Annotated in this window: 13 protein-coding genes; 4 read left to right on the top strand and 9 right to left on the bottom strand. The window is 41.4% G+C overall.

Annotation, left to right across the window (positions count from 1 at the left end; genetic code table 11):
* Positions 1 to 12 precede the first annotated feature (12 nt).
* Positions 13 to 567 carry a hypothetical protein gene (locus tag VB733_RS00150; protein ID WP_323338096.1) on the top strand — a complete coding sequence of 185 codons (555 nt, stop codon included), beginning with the start codon at positions 13 to 15 and terminating at the stop codon, positions 565 to 567.
* A gap of 101 nt (positions 568 to 668) precedes the next feature.
* Positions 669 to 1,199, top strand: a complete 531-nt coding sequence (locus VB733_RS00155; RefSeq protein WP_323338097.1) for a Tol biopolymer transporter periplasmic protein — start codon at positions 669 to 671, stop codon at positions 1,197 to 1,199.
* 58 nt (positions 1,200 to 1,257) lie between these two features.
* Here the strand turns inward: VB733_RS00155 and VB733_RS00160 are convergent, their stop codons facing one another.
* Positions 1,258 to 2,256 (bottom strand): succinate dehydrogenase/fumarate reductase iron-sulfur subunit, encoded by a 999-nt coding sequence (locus VB733_RS00160; RefSeq protein ID WP_323338098.1) that lies wholly within the window; start codon positions 2,254 to 2,256, stop codon positions 1,258 to 1,260.
* A 1,215-nt stretch (positions 2,257 to 3,471) separates the two neighbouring features.
* Here VB733_RS00160 and VB733_RS00165 point away from each other — a divergent pair.
* Entirely contained in the window at positions 3,472 to 3,903 is a 432-nt protein-coding gene (locus tag VB733_RS00165; RefSeq protein WP_323338099.1) for an AbrB family transcriptional regulator, read from the top strand.
* Positions 3,904 to 4,365: 462 nt separating this feature from the next.
* Here VB733_RS00165 and VB733_RS00170 read toward each other — a convergent pair whose 3' ends face one another.
* From VB733_RS00170 to VB733_RS00185, 4 genes are all read right to left on the bottom strand, one after another.
* Positions 4,366 to 5,481 carry a geranylgeranyl reductase family protein gene (locus VB733_RS00170; protein ID WP_323338100.1) on the bottom strand — a complete coding sequence of 372 codons (1,116 nt, stop codon included), beginning with the start codon at positions 5,479 to 5,481 and terminating at the stop codon, positions 4,366 to 4,368.
* Positions 5,482 to 6,290: 809 nt separating this feature from the next.
* The gene (frr, locus tag VB733_RS00175; protein WP_416336281.1) at positions 6,291 to 6,812 is read right to left on the bottom strand and encodes a ribosome recycling factor; all 522 of its coding nucleotides are present in this window, start codon (positions 6,810 to 6,812) and stop codon (positions 6,291 to 6,293) included.
* Between the two features lie 16 nt (positions 6,813 to 6,828).
* A complete protein-coding gene (gene pyrH / locus VB733_RS00180) occupies positions 6,829 to 7,557 on the bottom strand; it encodes a UMP kinase (protein ID WP_323338101.1) in 729 nt (242 codons plus the stop codon).
* 173 nt (positions 7,558 to 7,730) lie between these two features.
* Positions 7,731 to 8,285 carry a thioredoxin family protein gene (locus tag VB733_RS00185; protein WP_323338102.1) on the bottom strand — a complete coding sequence of 185 codons (555 nt, stop codon included), beginning with the start codon at positions 8,283 to 8,285 and terminating at the stop codon, positions 7,731 to 7,733.
* Between the two features lie 485 nt (positions 8,286 to 8,770).
* Between VB733_RS00185 and VB733_RS00190 the strand changes: the two genes are divergently transcribed.
* A complete protein-coding gene (locus VB733_RS00190) occupies positions 8,771 to 10,360 on the top strand; it encodes a glycoside hydrolase family 57 protein (protein WP_323338103.1) in 1,590 nt (529 codons plus the stop codon).
* Between the two features lie 171 nt (positions 10,361 to 10,531).
* Here VB733_RS00190 and VB733_RS00195 read toward each other — a convergent pair whose 3' ends face one another.
* From VB733_RS00195 to VB733_RS00210, 4 genes are all read right to left on the bottom strand, one after another.
* Positions 10,532 to 11,224 carry a uracil-DNA glycosylase gene (locus VB733_RS00195; RefSeq protein ID WP_323338104.1) on the bottom strand — a complete coding sequence of 231 codons (693 nt, stop codon included), beginning with the start codon at positions 11,222 to 11,224 and terminating at the stop codon, positions 10,532 to 10,534.
* 298 nt (positions 11,225 to 11,522) lie between these two features.
* Positions 11,523 to 12,605: a photosystem II q(b) protein gene (gene psbA / locus VB733_RS00200; RefSeq protein ID WP_323338105.1), complete on the bottom strand. Its 1,083-nt coding sequence runs from the start codon at positions 12,603 to 12,605 to the stop codon at positions 11,523 to 11,525.
* A 479-nt stretch (positions 12,606 to 13,084) separates the two neighbouring features.
* Complete coding sequence (locus tag VB733_RS00205) at positions 13,085 to 14,590, bottom strand: MBOAT family protein (RefSeq protein WP_323338106.1); 1,506 nt, start codon at positions 14,588 to 14,590, stop codon at positions 13,085 to 13,087.
* Positions 14,591 to 14,649: 59 nt separating this feature from the next.
* Positions 14,650 to 17,649 carry a DUF1574 family protein gene (locus VB733_RS00210; RefSeq protein WP_323338107.1) on the bottom strand — a complete coding sequence of 1,000 codons (3,000 nt, stop codon included), beginning with the start codon at positions 17,647 to 17,649 and terminating at the stop codon, positions 14,650 to 14,652.
* Positions 17,650 to 17,804 lie beyond the last annotated feature (155 nt).

Here is a 17,804-nt window from a genome sequence, read left to right on the forward strand (position 1 = left end):
ACAATATTTAAGGTGAAAAAACTCACACCTAGATTTCGGCTCCAAATAAAAACACATTGGAGTCTTCTTTTTAGCTTGATTTTGCTTGCTTCTTGCAGTTCCGAAAATATACTTACAGGTCCGACATCTCTTAACAGCCGCTTCACAGAAGAGCAGCCAGCACTGAGCGGTAACGGGCGTTTTTTGGCTTTTGTTTCTAATCGTAACGGTGCCCATCAGTTATTAGTGTACGATTTACAGCAACAGCAATTTGTCCGTATCCAGGGTTTAAGCCGACCTAATACTATTGTTGAAAGTCCCAGTCTCAGCTACACAGGTCGCTATATTGCTTACATCACTAGTGACCAAGGCAGACCTGTTGTCGCACTTTACGATCGCGCCGCTCAACAATCACAAATATTAACCCCTATCTATCGCGGCTGGGTACGCAACCCTAGTATTAGTCCAGATGGAAGGTATGTAGTTTTTGAGACTAGCGCTCGCGGTCAATGGGACATAGAAGTGCTGGATCGAGGTTCAAATATTGAGTTAGATGTTGCCAATGGTGCCACTGTAAATGCACCTTAAGATTAATTTGGGGAATGGGGGGATGCGGAGACCAAGAAGAAAGGGGTTTCGTCTACTCTCGGTGTTTTCGTTAATACCTATTGACAAATATCCAATTTTCTATGTTTAAAAAACCTATTTTTATACCTATATTCGTAAGTTTGACTTTCATAACAGGGTGTGGAGGCTACCCACGAATAGTTACCTATCCTTTTGATCCAGGTGGACGGAGTTTGAATAGTTTTGCCTCCGAATTAAATCCGCAAACATCAGGAAGATATATTATTTTTACAAGCGATCGCCGGGGTAGCCAAGATGTGTATATGTTTGATACGGTGACTCGCTATTTAGTCGATTTACCAGGTTTAAATTCCTTGGATACGATTGTTTCTCACCCTAGTGTTTCTGATAGCAGTCGTTATATTGTGTTTGTTGCCAGTCGTCAGGGGCGATCGGCTATTTTTCTTTATGATCGAGAAACTCGACAGTCACGCAATTTAACCGCAAACCTACAAGCGGAAGTCCGTAACCCAACAATTAGCGCGGATGGTAGCAGAATTGCCTTTGAAACCACAGTCAACGGACAGTGGGATATTTTAGTTTATGATCGCGCATCGGGACAACCTTTAAATATTCCTCAAGACCCAAGATAGCAAGAAGAGGGAGAGGGGAGAAATATTAGATGGTAGTATTTTTACCTCCCCACACCCCTTATTTCCCTTCTTCTTTCTGTACCGCTTCAATCAAACTTCGCACTTCTTGAGTCCCTTGTGACGGTTCAAACTTCAGGGGAAATTTTCCATGGGTTAGCATTCGTAGTCCCAAAGGCGCAATCCCTAACAATCCTCGTATGTCTTTAAAGTAGTTGCCAACGACTTGCAAGCCAAACTGTCGTTCATCAATCCAACCACCTTCTTTGACTAAATCGATCAGAACTTTGCGGTGTCGAATAGAACGACTATCACTTTTTTCTTTGCGGTTTAATATTTCCTGCTTGATTTCAGTAATTCTATCCATTGGTGCAACATCCATTGGACAAACTGAGTTGCAGTAATAACAACGAGTGCAACCCCAAACACCTGTAGTCCCCTCGTTATATTCTTCTAGGCGATTTTCGGTATTATTATCTCGTGAGTCGGCGACCATGCGATAAGCTTTTGCCAAAGCATGAGGTCCGACAAAATTTGAATTTACTTCGCGAGCATTGCATTCTGAATAACAAGCACCGCACATAATACAGTTACCAGTTTGTTCAAGCTGCGATCGCTCTTCTGGTGTTTGCAAAAATTCACGTTCGGGAACTTGTCTGCCGGCGGTACTCACATAGGGTGAAACAGCTTCTAAATTATCCCAAAAGCTGCTCATATCAACCACTAGGTCTTTAATTACAGGCATATTTCCCAGTGGTGCAATTGTGATTTCTGGAATTTCTTGAACCTGGTTTGCACTTCCAAGTTGCGGCTTCAAAGCTATTTCACTACCAACATTTTCTTTGCAAGCTAAAGCTGAACGTCCATTGATTCGTATCGCACAACTACCACAAATTGTATTGCGGCAATTTTTGCGAAATGCTAGAGTTCCATCTTGTTCCCATTTAATTCGATTTAAGCAATCAAGGATTGTATTTCCCGCTTCAACATCCAAAAGGTAGCTTTGTACTTCTGGCGATGAATTTGGTCGTTGTCGAATCACCTTAAATATAACTTCCATGACCACAAACTCAATTTTTAACCTAATCTTTCAAATAAACCAAATCAACTTCTGACGAAGCAGCCTTAAATTTGTTCTTCTGCACTATACAGCCAGACAAGAAGGGCTTTTTCACGACTGCTATTGTTTTCTCTGCCACATAGCAGTTAATTGCTGGAGCATGAAAACATGACTAATTTTAAGTTAAGCATAACCATAAAAATTAACTTATCAATGGACTGGAGAGTGTCCGCTTGAGCGCATCTAATCCCAAAGCGACTTTGAAAATCGCTCAGTTTCGCCTTGAACTTAATTAACATCCTACTGCTTACTCAACTGCAAAAACCACAACTAGTCATGAAAATATAATTTTTGGATATTTTTGGATATATAGAATTGTTAAATATGATGGCGAACATCTCGAAGACCTAATCTACTAACTTGGTCATCTAACTCCTAAAGCAAAAACATCAGAGTCAAAGATCAATAAATTTTTCTAAAAGCAGTACGCTAATATTCACCCTAAAGGTAGAAATTTAGGATATAAAATGTATAACAAATTTAATTCAAAATTCAACAACTATTTTGCTATTATTAGTTCATGCTAGTATTTGATATAAGATTACGAGGTAACAAATTCAGTATCAATCGCCCCAAGTGCGGCTATTACCGCTTTGTTTCTTCGTAATGTAAAGACGTAAGAATTTCGTCTTTACATGCAGGATAAAAAGGTGTATACCTGCAATACGCGCAATAAATACTAGAGTGCCTCAAACTTGCGAAGACGAGTAGGGAAAATCGCGACTGCTTTATCGCAATTTAGATCAGTGCAGAAAGTGAAAATTCTTCATTTTTGTCTGTTCTCCAAATGATTCTATTGTCGTAGAATAAGGGCGACGAGAACCAGTCAGGATCATCCTCACTGTTATTGTTGGCTCGATTTGTAGGAAGAGGCTGCAAGTAAAACACCTACATTCATGCCAAAGAAAAAGTATTTATTTTTCGATGGCAAGTGTTGGTAAAAGAACCGTGAAATTAACAAAATTAATACCTGCTGAAAATGTTAGCCTTTTTTCTGCTATGGGCAACCAGGAACAGAAGTTTGGTAGTTGGTAAGCAGGATTTACCCTTTACCCCACATCACACAGTAGTTTGCTGCAAATGACAAAAGCTGATGTTGCAGCAGATGATTAAATAATTCAAACGTCTGGAGACAGTAAGGAAAACTAAAATCGAATGAGTGAAACTGCAACCGCGCCATTAACCGGAAAAGCCTTGCTGGCTAAGGTAAAAGAACTTTCGAGTTTACCTCGGCGAGAAAGAGCCAAACAGTGTGGTTATTACACTACAACTAAAGGTGGTCAAGTAAGAGTAAATCTGACGGATTTTTACGATGCTTTGCTATCAGCAAGGGGAATTCCCTTAAGTCCTGAAGCCCCAAAAGATGGTCGTGGTCGTGAACCTACGTATCGCGTTAGTGTTCATCAAAACGGTCAAATTGTTATTGGTGCAACATATACCAAAGCGATGGGTTTGGAACCAGGTGATGAATTTGAAATTAAGCTTGGATACAAGCATATTCACTTAATTCAAGTCGATAGTGATAAAAAGAGTGATTTAGATATCGACTCGGATTCTGATGATGAAGATATGGATGATGACGAGTAAATTTTTGTATTGATAGGAGGCTTGAATAGTTTTGGCAGTCGAGTCACAGTTAAAAAATCAATAAACATTGACTCTGTACTCGACATTGCTAAATAAAGCAAGAAATAGTCGGAATTGAGAATTTAATATTCTACTCTCGATATAGCATTCTATTTCGAGGTAAATTGGTGATGCCAACAAGCCAGTAATCTCAAGAGTTCAATTTGAATTGCGATCGCCTTAATTTTTAGTTGCGATCGTTATTAATCTCTCTTGAATGGCAAAAAATAAATTTTTCAAAATTTATTCAGCAGCTAGAACTATTACTTACTAGCTGCTATGCATATAAAATTCTCTGAAAAAATAAAAAGTTTACATGGGTATTGGTGAATAAATCCGCTCCAAATCATAAACACCCGTGTTGCTAGCACACGGGTGTTCCCAAAGGTAGTTAATTACTTCGATCTATTAACTTCTAAATTATCATCCAAAAGGCGTTAAACGCTTAATAGCACGACCAGCAACATCGCCATAACGCAACTCTCCGCAGAGAATTTTTCCCATGAGTTGGGGACCAGAAGGGCGTTTAATGCCAACTTTGTAACCGACTTTGGGGAAACGGTAGAATAAGCCTGCAATTTTTGCAGCCCAAGCCATATCACTACCCCATTCTTCATTCATGACATTAGTGTAATTGTCAAGGGCATTGACATCACCGCTTAGGGCTTTGTCGATCGCTTCAGAAGCCTTTAAGCCACTATAGATTGAAGGGCGAATACCTTCTGCCGTCATTGGGTCAACAACGCAAGCAGCTTCGCCAGCTAAAACAGCATTTTGAGTGTGGAGAGTTTGTTCGCCGTTCCACAGACAGAGTGCGTGACCATATTGCTTGCAACTGCTGAGATTGATATTAAAACTCTTGCCATATTCATCCAAAATCTTTTTGAAGTCTTGGGGTTCGCCACCAATAAAAGTGCCAACACCGATAGAGTAACCATCAGCTTTGGGAAAATTCCAAACGTAACCGTTTTTGACTAAGCCGAACTCAAAGTCAATGATGTTACTATTTGTTACCGGAGTCGTCGCTTCAGCTTCCAACGCCCCTGCAAGACGGCGTTTGCGTTCTTTAAATCCCAGCCATTTTGCCATTGGTCCTTTCGCACCATCAGCAGCAATCAGATAACGACCTGTAACGGCTCCATTGCTCGTATTAACTTGCCAATGGTCACTTTTGAATTCAATACCCAAAACTTCAGTATTATCTTTGAGTTCAGCCCCTTGCTTTTGTGCTTGCTGAACTAAAAAATGGTCAAATACATCGCGTCGAACCATCCAAACTGGTTCTGGGGTTTCCAGTTGGACTTCAACGGGGTCGCCCATATTCCAGGTACAGCGAATTGTATTAGCTTTGACCGAAATGACTGGACTAAAATCGAAATCAAACCACTGCGCGATCGCAGGCGATACACCACCACCACAGGGTTTGTACCGAGGTAAGGATTCTTTTTCTAAAACTAATACCGAGCGTCCCTGTTTAGCTAAGTGGTATGCAGCTGTGCCGCCAGCTGGTCCCGCGCCAACGATAATGCAGTCGTACATAAGGCTGAATTCTCGCTTCTAACTGAAAATTTATTTTGCAGATTCTTTCTGTACTTTACAGACAGATTGTCCAATTGGATGACAAGTGGTTTATTTTGTTGCTGTAGGATTTGCTGTGTTAAATTGCACAGCTTTAATTTTTACATGTCCAAAATACTTATTCTTTATAACCTACGCCAATCCGTAAATATCTTAATTTAAAATCAAATTTGTATTTTTTGACCGATAATTCCTTAATGGTACAAGCCCCTAAATTAATTTATGGACAGATATATTTAAACATTGCTTGGTACTTCTGCGGAGAAGCAAGCTACAAGCCCCCGGATTTATCCGTGGGCATTAGTTGCGAATTGCGTAGCTTTAGCTTCTCGCTCTGCGAGTATTGCGAATTGCGAATTGCGAATTGTACTGACTTGCCAATTTGGCTTGATTATCAAGCTTTAGTATTTTGACCAGATTCATGCGATCGCTTATTAGGCAAAAGTTGTAATCGCCAGAATACATGAAAAAATACATTAACAATAAAGATTTAGAAGTCAGAATAACTTCTGTTCTGAAAAACAAGGATATAAACTTTTGAAGAAACTTTTATGTTTTTGCCAAACTTTCCATAAAGTTAGGAAAACTTTTGAGTTAACTGAGTCAGCAAGCCCTAAGCAAAATTAAATGTAGGCGGGGCAAGACACAACAAAATGCTGTAAATCAAGTACAGAAATAATCATGTACTTTGCCCACCCTACAATAATTTTACAAATCAAATAAGGATTCCTCAATTAATTCCTAATCTTTAACCATCAAGCATTAGCGTTTTAGACAGTGGTAATGTCTTTTTCCTTTTCTTTGAGTAAATCATTAATTTTGGCAATATGTTGATCGGTTAATTTTTGCAGTTGATCTTGCAAATCACGGGATTCATCCTCAGAGATTTCCCCAGCTTTTTCCTGTTTCCGAATTGAGTCGATCGCATCGCGGCGGATATTGCGAATGGCGACACGATTATTCTCGGCGTATTTCTCGGCAAGCTTGACAAATTCTTTACGGCGCTCGGTGGTTAATGGTTGAATATTCAGCCGAATCACCGAACCATCGTTATTAGGTGTCATGCCCACATCCGACAAAGAAATTGCCTTCTCAATCAGGTTCAAAGTGCTTTTCTCGTAAGTTTGAATCAGTATTGTTGTTGCATCTGGGGTACTAATGTTTGCCAGTGATTTCAAAGGCGTAGGTGTACCGTAGTATTCCACCATCACCTTATCGAGTATGCTCGCATTAGCACGACCAGTGCGAATTGTATTGAAGTCCCGTTGTGTGGCTTCAACGGTCTTTTGCATCGTACTCTTAACATCATCAGGTAACTTCACATGAACCTCCCACAAGCGTGCCAATCGATTCTCCCATAACTGCACGGCAGATGTTACCCCGTGTAGACAGATCGAAGACGAGAATCGGAATATTATTTTCCTTACATAAGGCGATCGCGGTACTGTCCATTACCCGCAAATCTTTTTGCAAGACATAGTTGTAAGTTAAAGTATTGTACCGCCTGGCATCAGGAACTTGCATTGGATCAGCGTCGTAAATACCGTCTACCTTGGTAGCTTTAAAAATTACCTCCGCTTCGATTTCGGCGGCGCGTAGTGCGGCAGTTGTATCGGTGGTGAAAAATGGATTTCCCGAACCTGCACCAAAAATAACCACCCGTCCCTTTTCGAGATGACGGATGGCACGACGACGTATGTATGGTTCTGCTAATTCTTGCATGGCGATCGCTGTTTGCACCCGCGTTTGTATGCCCATGCGTTCGAGGGAATCTTGGAGAGTCATGGCATTCATTACCGTGGCAATCATGCCGATGTAGTCAGCTGTTGCTCTGTCCATGCCAGCCGAAGCGGCTTTTACACCTCGAAAAATATTTCCGCCTCCTACGACGATCGCAATTTGAACACCTGTAGCGACTACCTCTGCTACCTCTTGTCCTATCTCCTTGACCACTTCGGGGTCAATTCCATAGCCCATGTTGCCCATTAAGGCTTCACCGCTCAGTTTAAGTAAAACCCGTCGGTAATGTGTACCCATGAAGTTTCGTTTTATCTCAAAGAAAAAGTTGCAATTTCCTCCAATTTAAGATAGCAGTACAGTGTCAATATGTCTCTAGTTAGGCAGACTAAGTTTTAATAATTAAGTCTTGAGCCGGAGGCGGAGACTGGGTAATATTCTCTCGTCTTTTCCTTTTGATGCCCCCATTGCCTTTAGGTACACCATACTAGAGGCGTGCCGATTGCTGCGGTTTCCGTAATTTCAATTTCTTGATGATTGAATAGAGATGCGATCGCATTTCGCAAATATTGAACCTTGACGGCTGCGGGATTTTGTGGATTGTCGTCAATTTGCCCTCGATAGCGCACTACTCCATCTTGATCAATCAAAAATGCTGTTGGTGTTTTACTCGCACCAAAACTGCGAGTAACATCTTGAGTCGAATCCCATAGATAAGGGAAGTTTAACCCACGTTCCACAGCAAAAGCTTTCATGCTCTCAAAGCTTGCCATTAAATCTCGATTGGTATCATTACCATTCATCCCAATTAATGTAAACTCTTGGGAACCAAATTCCTCCTGAATCAGCTTCAGTCGTTCGATATACTGTCCCACGTAAGGACAATAGTTACACATCGAAATAACACCGATTGCCCGGAATTTTTCTAAATAGCGACTAAGATGATGTACCTGCCCGTCAATCCCTGGCAACTCAAAATCTGGCGCGTAGCTTCCTATAGGAGTATCAATTGTTTCTAGCGTTTTCATCTTCCCCTGGTTTGAAGGAACTAGGAACAAAAATCTGGTCAAATTCAGCACTAACTCGACTGTATCGAACCACTTTTTAGTAAATGCTTGATATCCAATCATTTTATTAACCCATTGCTGTAGGCGTAAATTGTGAAACTACTGAGATTAGGGAATTTAGTGATTGGGAATTAATCATTGGTGATTAATGGAGGAGGCAGGAAGCAGTGCCAACCAGCAGCAAGCAAGTCAAGTGTAGATAGGAGTTTCCCGGAAATTAGCGATCGCCACTGATAAAAAATTCAAGAAAAATTCTAACTATTCAAAGAACATCTTAAAATATTGTTAACTTACGCCAAACCAGCAACCGTTGCATTTACAAGAGAAGACTTTGAAAAGAAAACTTTCCTAGCTTGCCTTGGTAAAGGGAATCTTGCACGCAAACTTTCTCGAACATGCTCTGGCTGCCCAAAGTCAATTATCACGTACCACACCCGGAATCATTTATGGCTATAGGCTACGTTGCGCTTGTTCTCCACGCACATCTGCCCTTCGTTCGTCACCCAGAAAGTGACTATGTGTTGGAGGAAGAATGGCTTTATGAAGCTATTACAGAAACTTATATCCCGCTATTGCGAGTATTTGAAGGATTAAAGAGAGATGGTATTGACTTTAAAATCACAATGAGCATGACACCTCCGTTGGTGTCGATGTTACGTGATCCTTTACTCCAAGAACGCTATGATGCTCATTTAGCTCAATTGGAAGAACTGATCGAGCAGGAAATTGAGCGAAATGCTCACAATGGTCATTTAAAATATCTTGGCGAACACTATGCGAGTGAGTTTAATTCGACAAGGGAAATTTGGGAACACCATCAAGGGGATTTAGTAACAGCCTTTAAACAATTTCAAGATTCTAATAACCTGGAAATTATTACTTGCGGTGCTACCCACGGTTATTTGCCGTTGATGAAAATGTACCCGCAAGCTGTATGGTCACAACTTCAAGTCGCTTATGATCATTATGGCGAAACCTTTGGACGAGCTCCACGAGGTATCTGGTTGCCAGAATGTGCTTATTATGAAGGTTTAGAGCGGATGCTGGCGGATGTAGGCTTGCGCTACTTCCTGATTGACGGACATGGCATTCTTTATGCTCGTCCTCGCCCTCGTTTTGGCACTTATGCCCCTATTTTTACGGAAACGGGTGTAGCAGCATTTGGACGGGATCATGAGTCTTCACAGCAGGTCTGGTCGTCGGAGGTTGGTTATCCAGGTGCGGCTGAATACCGGGAATTTTATAAAGATTTGGGTTGGGAAGCTGAGTATGAATACATTAAGCCCTACATTATGCCAAATGGGCAGCGTAAAAATACTGGGATTAAGTATCATAAAATTACAGGTCGTGGTTTAGGATTGTCGGACAAAGCGCTTTATGACCCTTATTGGGCGAGGGAAAAAGCCGCAGAGCATGCCGCAAATTTTATGTATAATCGCGAACAGCAAGTGGCACATCTACAGGGAATTATGGGGCGATCGCCAATTGTGGTTTCGCCTTATGATGCCGAGTTATTTGGGCATTGGTGGTATGAAGGTCCGTGGTTTATTGATTATTTGTTCCGCAAGTCGTGGTATGACCAAAAAACCTATCAAATGACTCATTTGGCTGATTATTTGCGGGCAGAGCCAAATCAGCAAGTGTGTCGTCCCTCGCAATCTAGTTGGGGTTACAAAGGTTTTCATGAGTATTGGTTAAATGATACGAATGCGTGGATTTACCCGCATTTACACAAAGCCGCAGAAAGAATGATTGAGATATCGACAAGGGAAGCGGCTGATGAGTTGGAATTGCGAGCATTAAATCAAGCAGCCCGCGAGTTACTTTTGGCACAATCTTCCGACTGGGCATTTATTATGCGGACAGGAACAATGGTTCCCTATGCAGTGCGGAGGACACGATCGCATTTGATGCGTTTTAATAAACTATATGAAGATATCAAAATCGGCAAAGTCGATAGTGGTTGGTTGGAAAAAGTGGAGTTAATGGATAATATTTTCCCGAATATCAACTATCGTACCTATCGTCCTTTGTAGGCAAATTGATTGGAGTTGATTTGCGAAAACTCGATGTTTTGATGAAGTATTTAGTTGTCGGACATTTTGAGCTTATAAATAATTAAGGCAAGTAAACGATAGCTTGCCTTTTTTGTTGTAGAAAAGTTATATTGCTACGTCTTGAATATTATTAATTCAATTATTTTTGACTTAATTTGAGTGACGAATTTCATCATATTTAGCGCGTACAACTTGTATATCTTGCCACATTAACCATTTGGGACCACCGCGATCGCGTGTCGGATTTCGTAGTAGATAGGAAGGGTGGAATATTGGCATACATAACCTTCCTTCCCATTCAATCCATTTACCACGAATACTTGTCATCGAACCGCGATCGCCAATTAAACCCTTGACAGCAGTGGCACCTGTTAACAGAATAATTTTTGGGTCAACAAGGCGAATCTGCTCAAATATGTATGGTTTGCAAGCCGTCATTTCTTTGGCGGTAGGTGTCCTATTTTCTGGTGGTCGGCACTTGGCAATATTACCGATATATACATCCTGCTCTGTATCAAGTCGCACCGATGCTAAAATTTTCTCAAGGAGTTGACCCGAACGACCAACAAAAGGTAAACCTGTTTCGTCTTCATGTTGTCCCGGTGCTTCACCAACAATCATAATCGTGGCTTCCGGGTTGCCGCGCCCAATTACGGCATGGGTGCGGGTTGCTCCCAATCCACAGCGATGACACTGATTGCAGTGTTGTGCCAATTCCACCATGCTGGGATAAGTTCCTGGAAGAATAGGAATTTTAGCATCCGTAGGAATAAGTTCGTTTAATTTTGGCTGGAGATTGGGTTTGTTTAAATCGAAAAGATCGAGTTGACTATCACTACTCATGAAAATATGTTTATAGGTAGAAGCATCAGTTATGAAAATTTTAGCTAATTAGCGGGATCTAAAGGTTTGTAATTTAGGATTTTGCAGTAATTTTTGTGTGTCGGCAATCATCTTTTCTCCCCACAGGTTCTTCTTCAAAAAATCAACACTTATGGGAACATCTTGAAAAATACTTTAAAAAACTTTACAATATGATGCGAAAGTAAAAAGCGCCTTCCGAAGAAGACGCTTTAGCTAGTTTAGTTTAACAGTGGAGATGTGTTACCGCACATCTCTACGACCTTACTCAAGCTATTGATTAAGCGTTGATTGCAGGTGCAGCAATGGCAACAGGGGTTTCTGTTCCAGCAGCCAAGTCAAGAGGGAAGTTGTGAGCATTACGCTCGTGCATTACTTCCATACCCAAGTTAGCGCGGTTGATTACGTCAGCCCAGGTACTGATGACACGACCTTGTGAGTCGATTACCGACTGGTTGAAGTTGAAACCGTTTAAGTTGAATGCCATTGTCGAGATACCTAGTGCAGTGAACCAGATACCAACAACGGGCCAAGCACCTAAGAAGAAGTGCAAAGAGCGGCTGTTATTGAAAGAAGCGTATTGGAAGATCAAGCGACCGAAGTAACCGTGTGCTGCTACGATGTTGTAGGTTTCTTCTTCTTGACCGAATTTGTAACCGTAGTTTTGGCTTTCGGTTTCCGATGTCTCACGAACCAAGGAAGAGGTTACCAACGAACCGTGCATTGCCGAGAACAAGCTACCACCGAACACACCAGCCACACCTAACATGTGGAAGGGGTGCATCAAGATGTTATGTTCTGCTTGGAACACAATCATGAAGTTGAAGGTTCCGGAGATACCCAAGGGCATACCGTCAGAGAAGGAACCTTGACCGATGGGGTAAATCAAGAATACTGCGGTAGCAGATGCCAAAGGCGCAGAGTAAGCTACGCAAATCCAAGGACGCATTCCCAAGCGGTAGGACAATTCCCACTGACGACCCATGTAGCAGGCACAACCAATGAGGAAGTGGAAAATTACCAATTGGTAAGGACCACCGTTATACAGCCACTCATCTAAGGAAGCTGCTTCCCAAATAGGGTAGAAGTGAAGACCAATGGCGTTGGATGAAGGAACAACTGCACCGGAGATGATGTTGTTTCCATAGATCAATGAACCTGCTACAGGTTCACGGATACCATCGATATCTACAGGAGGTGCGGCGATGAAAGCGATGATGAAGCAGGTAGTTGCTGCCAGTAGAGTAGGAATCATCAATACACCGAACCAACCGACATAGATGCGGTTTTCAGTGCTGGTGATCCACTCGCAGAAGCGCTCCCAACCGTTCGCACCGGAGCGACGCTGTAAGGTTGTTGTCATGTTCTTATGAGTGCAAAAATTTGTGAATTTTTTAGGTAAGTGTTATTTACCTGTACTTACAACTCTACAGCGATCGCTCTCATAAGAGTAGGCACTCACTATTAGTATTTCTAATGAATTTAGTCAATTTTACCTACTAAAATTTATTACCCGAAGCGTTTGGGCAATAATACTTTCATAGCTTAACATTTATTAATAAGTAATTGTCTGCGTTTATCTTGATTTCTCGTTACAAAGCTACTTAACCTTAAAGTTTTATAAATCTAAGTCAATTTGTATATAGTTTTGTTAACGCTTGCCAAACACTTATTTACTATACTTGAATTTAGGATACAAAAATTAATCAAGATTTGTCAAGTAAAATAAATCGCTAAAGAATGTAGAGGGCGAAAGCCCTATTGCAGATAAATGATGATTTTGTCTGAAATCTTTACTGGTAATGAATTTATGGCTGTAATCCCATGGGAACTGGGAATAAATTAATAATCAAAGTAGATGAAAGGAAGACTACCTTCAGGAGCCAGTAGCCAAACAGCGTAGAAACACAAGGGTACAAAAAGAAGTTTGAGGTGCCAAGTGAATTGTAGTTTCAGTCTGCGGCTAAAGAAATAGGTGATTGACATACATGTTGCCAACGTTCCCAGCAATATGGCAATTTGTGATTGGCTCATTTTGAATGCCTCTATATAGACAAGCTGGGCAAATTGGGAATCTGCTGGATGTCCCCAGAGGTGTTGTGTCGCTAGCCATGAATCTTTGAGATTCGGTAAGCGAAACCAAATCCAAGAAGTGAAAACCATAGCTTGGGTGAGCAACCAGGCGATGATGATACCAAAGGGAGATTGCCAAAAATGTTCGAGAAATTCGATGCGATCGCTTAATTTATCACTTAATCGATGGATAATTAAAGCGAGTCCGTGCAGCATTCCCCAAATGATAAAACCCAAAGTTGCACCGTGCCAAATCCCGCAGACAACCATAACAATCATCAGGTTTACGCAGGTACGCTCCAAACCAGCACGGGAACCACCAAGGGGGAAATATAGATAATTTCGCAACCAATCACCCAAAGTCATATGCCAGCGTCGCCAAAAATCGGCGATACTAGTGGAAAAATAGGGAAAATCGAAGTTTTCTGGCAGTTTTAACCCAAATAGCAAAGCACTACCACGAGCAATATCCACATAGCCACTAAAATCTAGATAAAGCTGTAAACCATAGGCGAAGGTTGCTAACCAAATATCGCTACTACCAGCGCGTTGAAGATTACCAAAGCAAATATCCACAAAAATCCCAATATTGTCAGCAAATAAGCCTTTTTTCACTGCTCCTCTCGCAATTAACCACAGTGCTTCAGCAATGCTATCAACGGTAGGAACTTGATTATTTTTAAACTGCTGGGTTAGTTGATGAAAGCGAGTGATGGGACCAGAAGTAATTTTAGCAAAAAATAGTTTATAGGCAGCAAATTTGACAAAGTTACCAGTTGCCGGAGCGCCACGATAAATATCAACTAAATAGGCAATACATTCAAACACAAAATAGGAAATTCCTAAAGGTGCAACTAGTTTAAATGAATCTAAACCAATACTATTTGCGGTATTTTGTGGTGTTGCAAATTTTAGAAACGGAACCAAATATTTAAACCCAAATAGGATAAAAACATTGATAAATATGCCTATAGAAACTAGTATAAGCCGGCGACGATTCCAGTCTGCTTGGGCATATTGCCATTCTTCATTAGATACTTGCCAATCTTGAGAATGCTGTCCGGGAGAAGTATTATCTCCAAGCTCTATACCAATACGATAGTTGATAAAAACTAAAACTAATAGTAGAAGGATATATGCGGGTTGATAGGAAATATAAAAAATGATGCTAGCAATCAAAAGTACCCATAAGCGTAATTCCTCTTGTCCAACAGACCAGTAAATACCCAGGAGGCTAATTAAAAATAATCCGTATGTAATAGATATTAAATTCATTGAAAGTTTAATAATTAATGGGCATTTTGAATTATTGATTAATAATTATGAATAACGAATTATTTCTGATTACTCCAGGGAATCATCGGGTCTTTGGCAATGTGGTTAGATACTTCGTATGCACCATAACGGTTGAGGTGGCTAGGGTCTGAAAAATAATCGTTTTTTTGAGGATAAAGTAAACTCAGGTCACGGAAGACAAAATGAGAGCGATCGCTAGCTATTCTCGACATATATTGCTGAAATTCTTGCTCATGTTGGCTACGAATTGGGTCTAAATATTCGGCGGTGAGGGGCATATTAATAAATACCAAAGAGATTTTTTCTGATTGGGTAAATTGGAGAATATTTTGCAATGCGGCATCTTGTTCTCCTCCCAGTAAGAATGATTTGTAGTCATTGTCATAGCTACCACTAACTTTGGAGTGTTTTTGGTAATAGGTTGTCGGATTGAAGCGAATTGATAGCGCCAAAAAACCATCAAAATCTACAGACTGAGTGGATGTATCCTGTTCACCATCATTGGGGTTTGTTTTTGTAGTATCTACCGTTTCGCTACTAAAAATTGGTAACGATTTCATTTGTTCATTTAAATTTGTTTTCAAGCGATCGCGATTTTGATAAGTGCCGGAAAAGACTGCTAATCCTTGATTGAACCACTTATCTACTACTTGATAGCTGTTCTGTTGCTGATTGTTTGTTTTGGGGTTGGCAGCTAATTTTGATAGCTGTTTTGCTTCTCGATTCGAGTTATTACCCTGAGCAATAAACTTTTCAATCGCTTCTTGATAACCAGGTGATGCTGTAATTGCCTGGTAGGTTATGTCCTCACGTCCACTATTAAAAGCCCGGACACCATCTGCCCAAACAATCATTTTAGGAACTTCTTCCGGTTCGAGAACTTTACGCAAAATAAAATCAACTACTTGGGCAGTAGCTCCATTGATCCCAAAATTAAAAATATCTAAGTCTGGATAACCTTGCTTGGCTAATTTTTTGGAGAGGGCAATAGGATCAATTCCGCGTAGGGCACGTGATGAACCGATAATTAAAATATCTGGAGTTGTGCCATTTTTCTGTAAGCGCTGTTTGTAGATTGCGAGTTGCTCGTCGAGTTGACGGGCGTTAAATGTGGGTGTTTGGGTACGTGCAGCTAAAAGAATCGCTGTTGGCGTTGCTTGATTTTGCCTGGGAGAATTATTACCTGGTGACTGCGTAAATCCCGAATCGTTAAAGGCACTGTTATCTGGTTGGGAATTACCTGTATTATTTTTCAGCCTAATTGTGTTCGATATATCATTTGTGGGGGATGTGGGAGTAGTATTACTAGCGATCGCCGCAGTTTGTTGATGGGGGCGAGAAAGGAAATAATTAAGTAGCCAATCTGTTTGCACTGTCAGCAATAAACCCAAGCTACCCCAAATTAAGGCAACCAAATGTCCTTGTACAGATGCATTTTGCTCTGACCACTGACCAATATCCGTAAACAATTGAGTTGCTAAGAGAAACTTTCTGGCAGTAGCACCCCAATCGTGGGCAATTTTTTTGACAAAAGTCTGAACTTCTTTGGTGGTTAAGTCGGGGCGCAATCCCGAATCATTTGAGTCTGATGGTAAAAGTTCGTGGACATAGGCAGAAATTGCAGCAAATTCGGGAGTTGGTTCTGGGACAACACGTTCTCTCGTTTGGAAATCCACGCCATAGTGCCAAACGGCTTCTTTGTTACCCGCACGGCGACCATAAATTCGCACGCCGACAACTCCGGGAATCTTAATTTGGCGTAGCAATTTGATGACTTTGCTGGCAACTTGTTTGCGCTTGGGGCAAACAGGTGCATCACACATCACATGAAGTAAGTCACCTTTACGGAGTAGGAGAACACGAATCCCACCTGTTTTTAAACGCCAATTTAAATCAGGGTTGAGTAATCTTTCTAGTAAAAAAATAATCGCCGGTTCATCCGCAGAACTAGCTAGCTCTAAGGCAGAAATTGCTAAGGCTGGGTGCTGCTGTGCAGGTAATGAAAGCCAGTCAATCCAAGCAGGGTCTGCATCTTTGGTTGTTTGTCCGTAGAGAGTGGCGGCGGTGATCGCTTGGGGGGCAATATCTTCGAGGATTGTGCCAATTGTTTCCATGCATCGGGTGCGGTGCGGTGCCGGAGATATGGCATGGGGAGAGTTAATTGAGGAGCAAAATACGTGCAGCGTTGTTTCTTGTAGAGATGTTGAGACTTTAATGTTTTTACTGGACAAATTTTCATTCAGGTATTGTCCTAAAGCTTCCACATCACCCCACCTTGCCCATTCTTTGAGCATGATTTCTGGCGGGGTTAAATCGATCCGTAGCGTCCAGTCAGTTTTGCTTTCTCCCTGGACTTGAGCGACAATAACTGCGTCCTGATAACCAGCAAGTTTGAGATGACGGAGTTTTTGGGCTACAGGTTCAGCAATGAGACTAGGATCAGGACTGTAGCTGGATTGACAAAGTACCCACAAGCGATTGCTAGCAGTGGAGGATTGGGGAGCTTTAGGGTCAGTTAATCCGACATTTCCACCTGACTGTTTTGGTTTCTTAATTTTGACTTGGACACTAATATTGTAGGCGCTGAGGGTTTCGCTGAGATATCGGGCGATCGCATCTGGATCACCTTGTCGTGCCAAACTTTCATTGGAGACAATCATTGCTCCACCGGGCTGCTTGGACTTTTCCCGGAGTAAAGCTTGATTAATTTGTTCTAAATGGCGATCAAGTTGGTTCAAATAAACTCGATGACACCATTCTGGACGCTTGGCAGCTTTTTTTCTACCGTAGACGAATACTTGATATATTGAAGGTTGTTCGTTGCTATCGCTACTCTTGAGGGCATCTAGGTCTGTTTGCTGCAAAGCCGTGAGCAAATCAGATAAAGTTTGCCAACGTGGAGGGCACTCAATAGATTCGCACAAAATATGTAGGTCATTTCCCCGCAACCGAACTTTCACGCCCAAAGTGTTGATACCAGTTGCTTGGCTTACCCATTGCACTATTGTTTTTTGGCGGTCTGGTAGTAATGATTTCATGGGAAGGGTAATTGGGAGAAAGGGGAAAAGGGGGACAGAGGGAGATAATGCTTACGTCTCAATGACTCAATCAGTATTAACAAGTAATCATGAACAAGTAACTACTAACCAGTAACTACTATTGAGCGATCGCTTGTAAACTAGAACCATAGAAT

It is taken from the genome of Calothrix sp. UHCC 0171 (assembly GCF_034931845.1).
GTDB lineage: Bacteria > Cyanobacteriota > Cyanobacteriia > Cyanobacteriales > Nostocaceae > Brunnivagina.

Excerpts from the sequence above, each read along its gene's own strand:
- pyrH (WP_323338101.1), bottom strand. The coding sequence starts at position 7,557 with ATGGGTACACATTACCGACGGGTTTTACTTAAACTGAGCGGTGAAGCC.
- VB733_RS00210 (WP_323338107.1), bottom strand. The coding sequence starts at position 17,649 with ATGAAATCATTACTACCAGACCGCCAAAAAACAATAGTGCAATGGGTA.
- VB733_RS00160 (WP_323338098.1), bottom strand. The coding sequence starts at position 2,256 with ATGGAAGTTATATTTAAGGTGATTCGACAACGACCAAATTCATCGCCA.
- VB733_RS00170 (WP_323338100.1), bottom strand. The coding sequence starts at position 5,481 with ATGTACGACTGCATTATCGTTGGCGCGGGACCAGCTGGCGGCACAGCT.
- VB733_RS00195 (WP_323338104.1), bottom strand. The coding sequence starts at position 11,224 with ATGAGTAGTGATAGTCAACTCGATCTTTTCGATTTAAACAAACCCAAT.
- VB733_RS00190 (WP_323338103.1), top strand. The coding sequence starts at position 8,771 with ATGGCTATAGGCTACGTTGCGCTTGTTCTCCACGCACATCTGCCCTTC.
- psbA (WP_323338105.1), bottom strand. The coding sequence starts at position 12,605 with ATGACAACAACCTTACAGCGTCGCTCCGGTGCGAACGGTTGGGAGCGC.
- VB733_RS00185 (WP_323338102.1), bottom strand. The coding sequence starts at position 8,285 with ATGAAAACGCTAGAAACAATTGATACTCCTATAGGAAGCTACGCGCCA.
- VB733_RS00155 (WP_323338097.1), top strand. The coding sequence starts at position 669 with ATGTTTAAAAAACCTATTTTTATACCTATATTCGTAAGTTTGACTTTC.
- frr (WP_416336281.1), bottom strand. The coding sequence starts at position 6,812 with ATGCAAAAGACCGTTGAAGCCACACAACGGGACTTCAATACAATTCGC.
- VB733_RS00165 (WP_323338099.1), top strand. The coding sequence starts at position 3,472 with ATGAGTGAAACTGCAACCGCGCCATTAACCGGAAAAGCCTTGCTGGCT.
- VB733_RS00205 (WP_323338106.1), bottom strand. The coding sequence starts at position 14,590 with ATGAATTTAATATCTATTACATACGGATTATTTTTAATTAGCCTCCTG.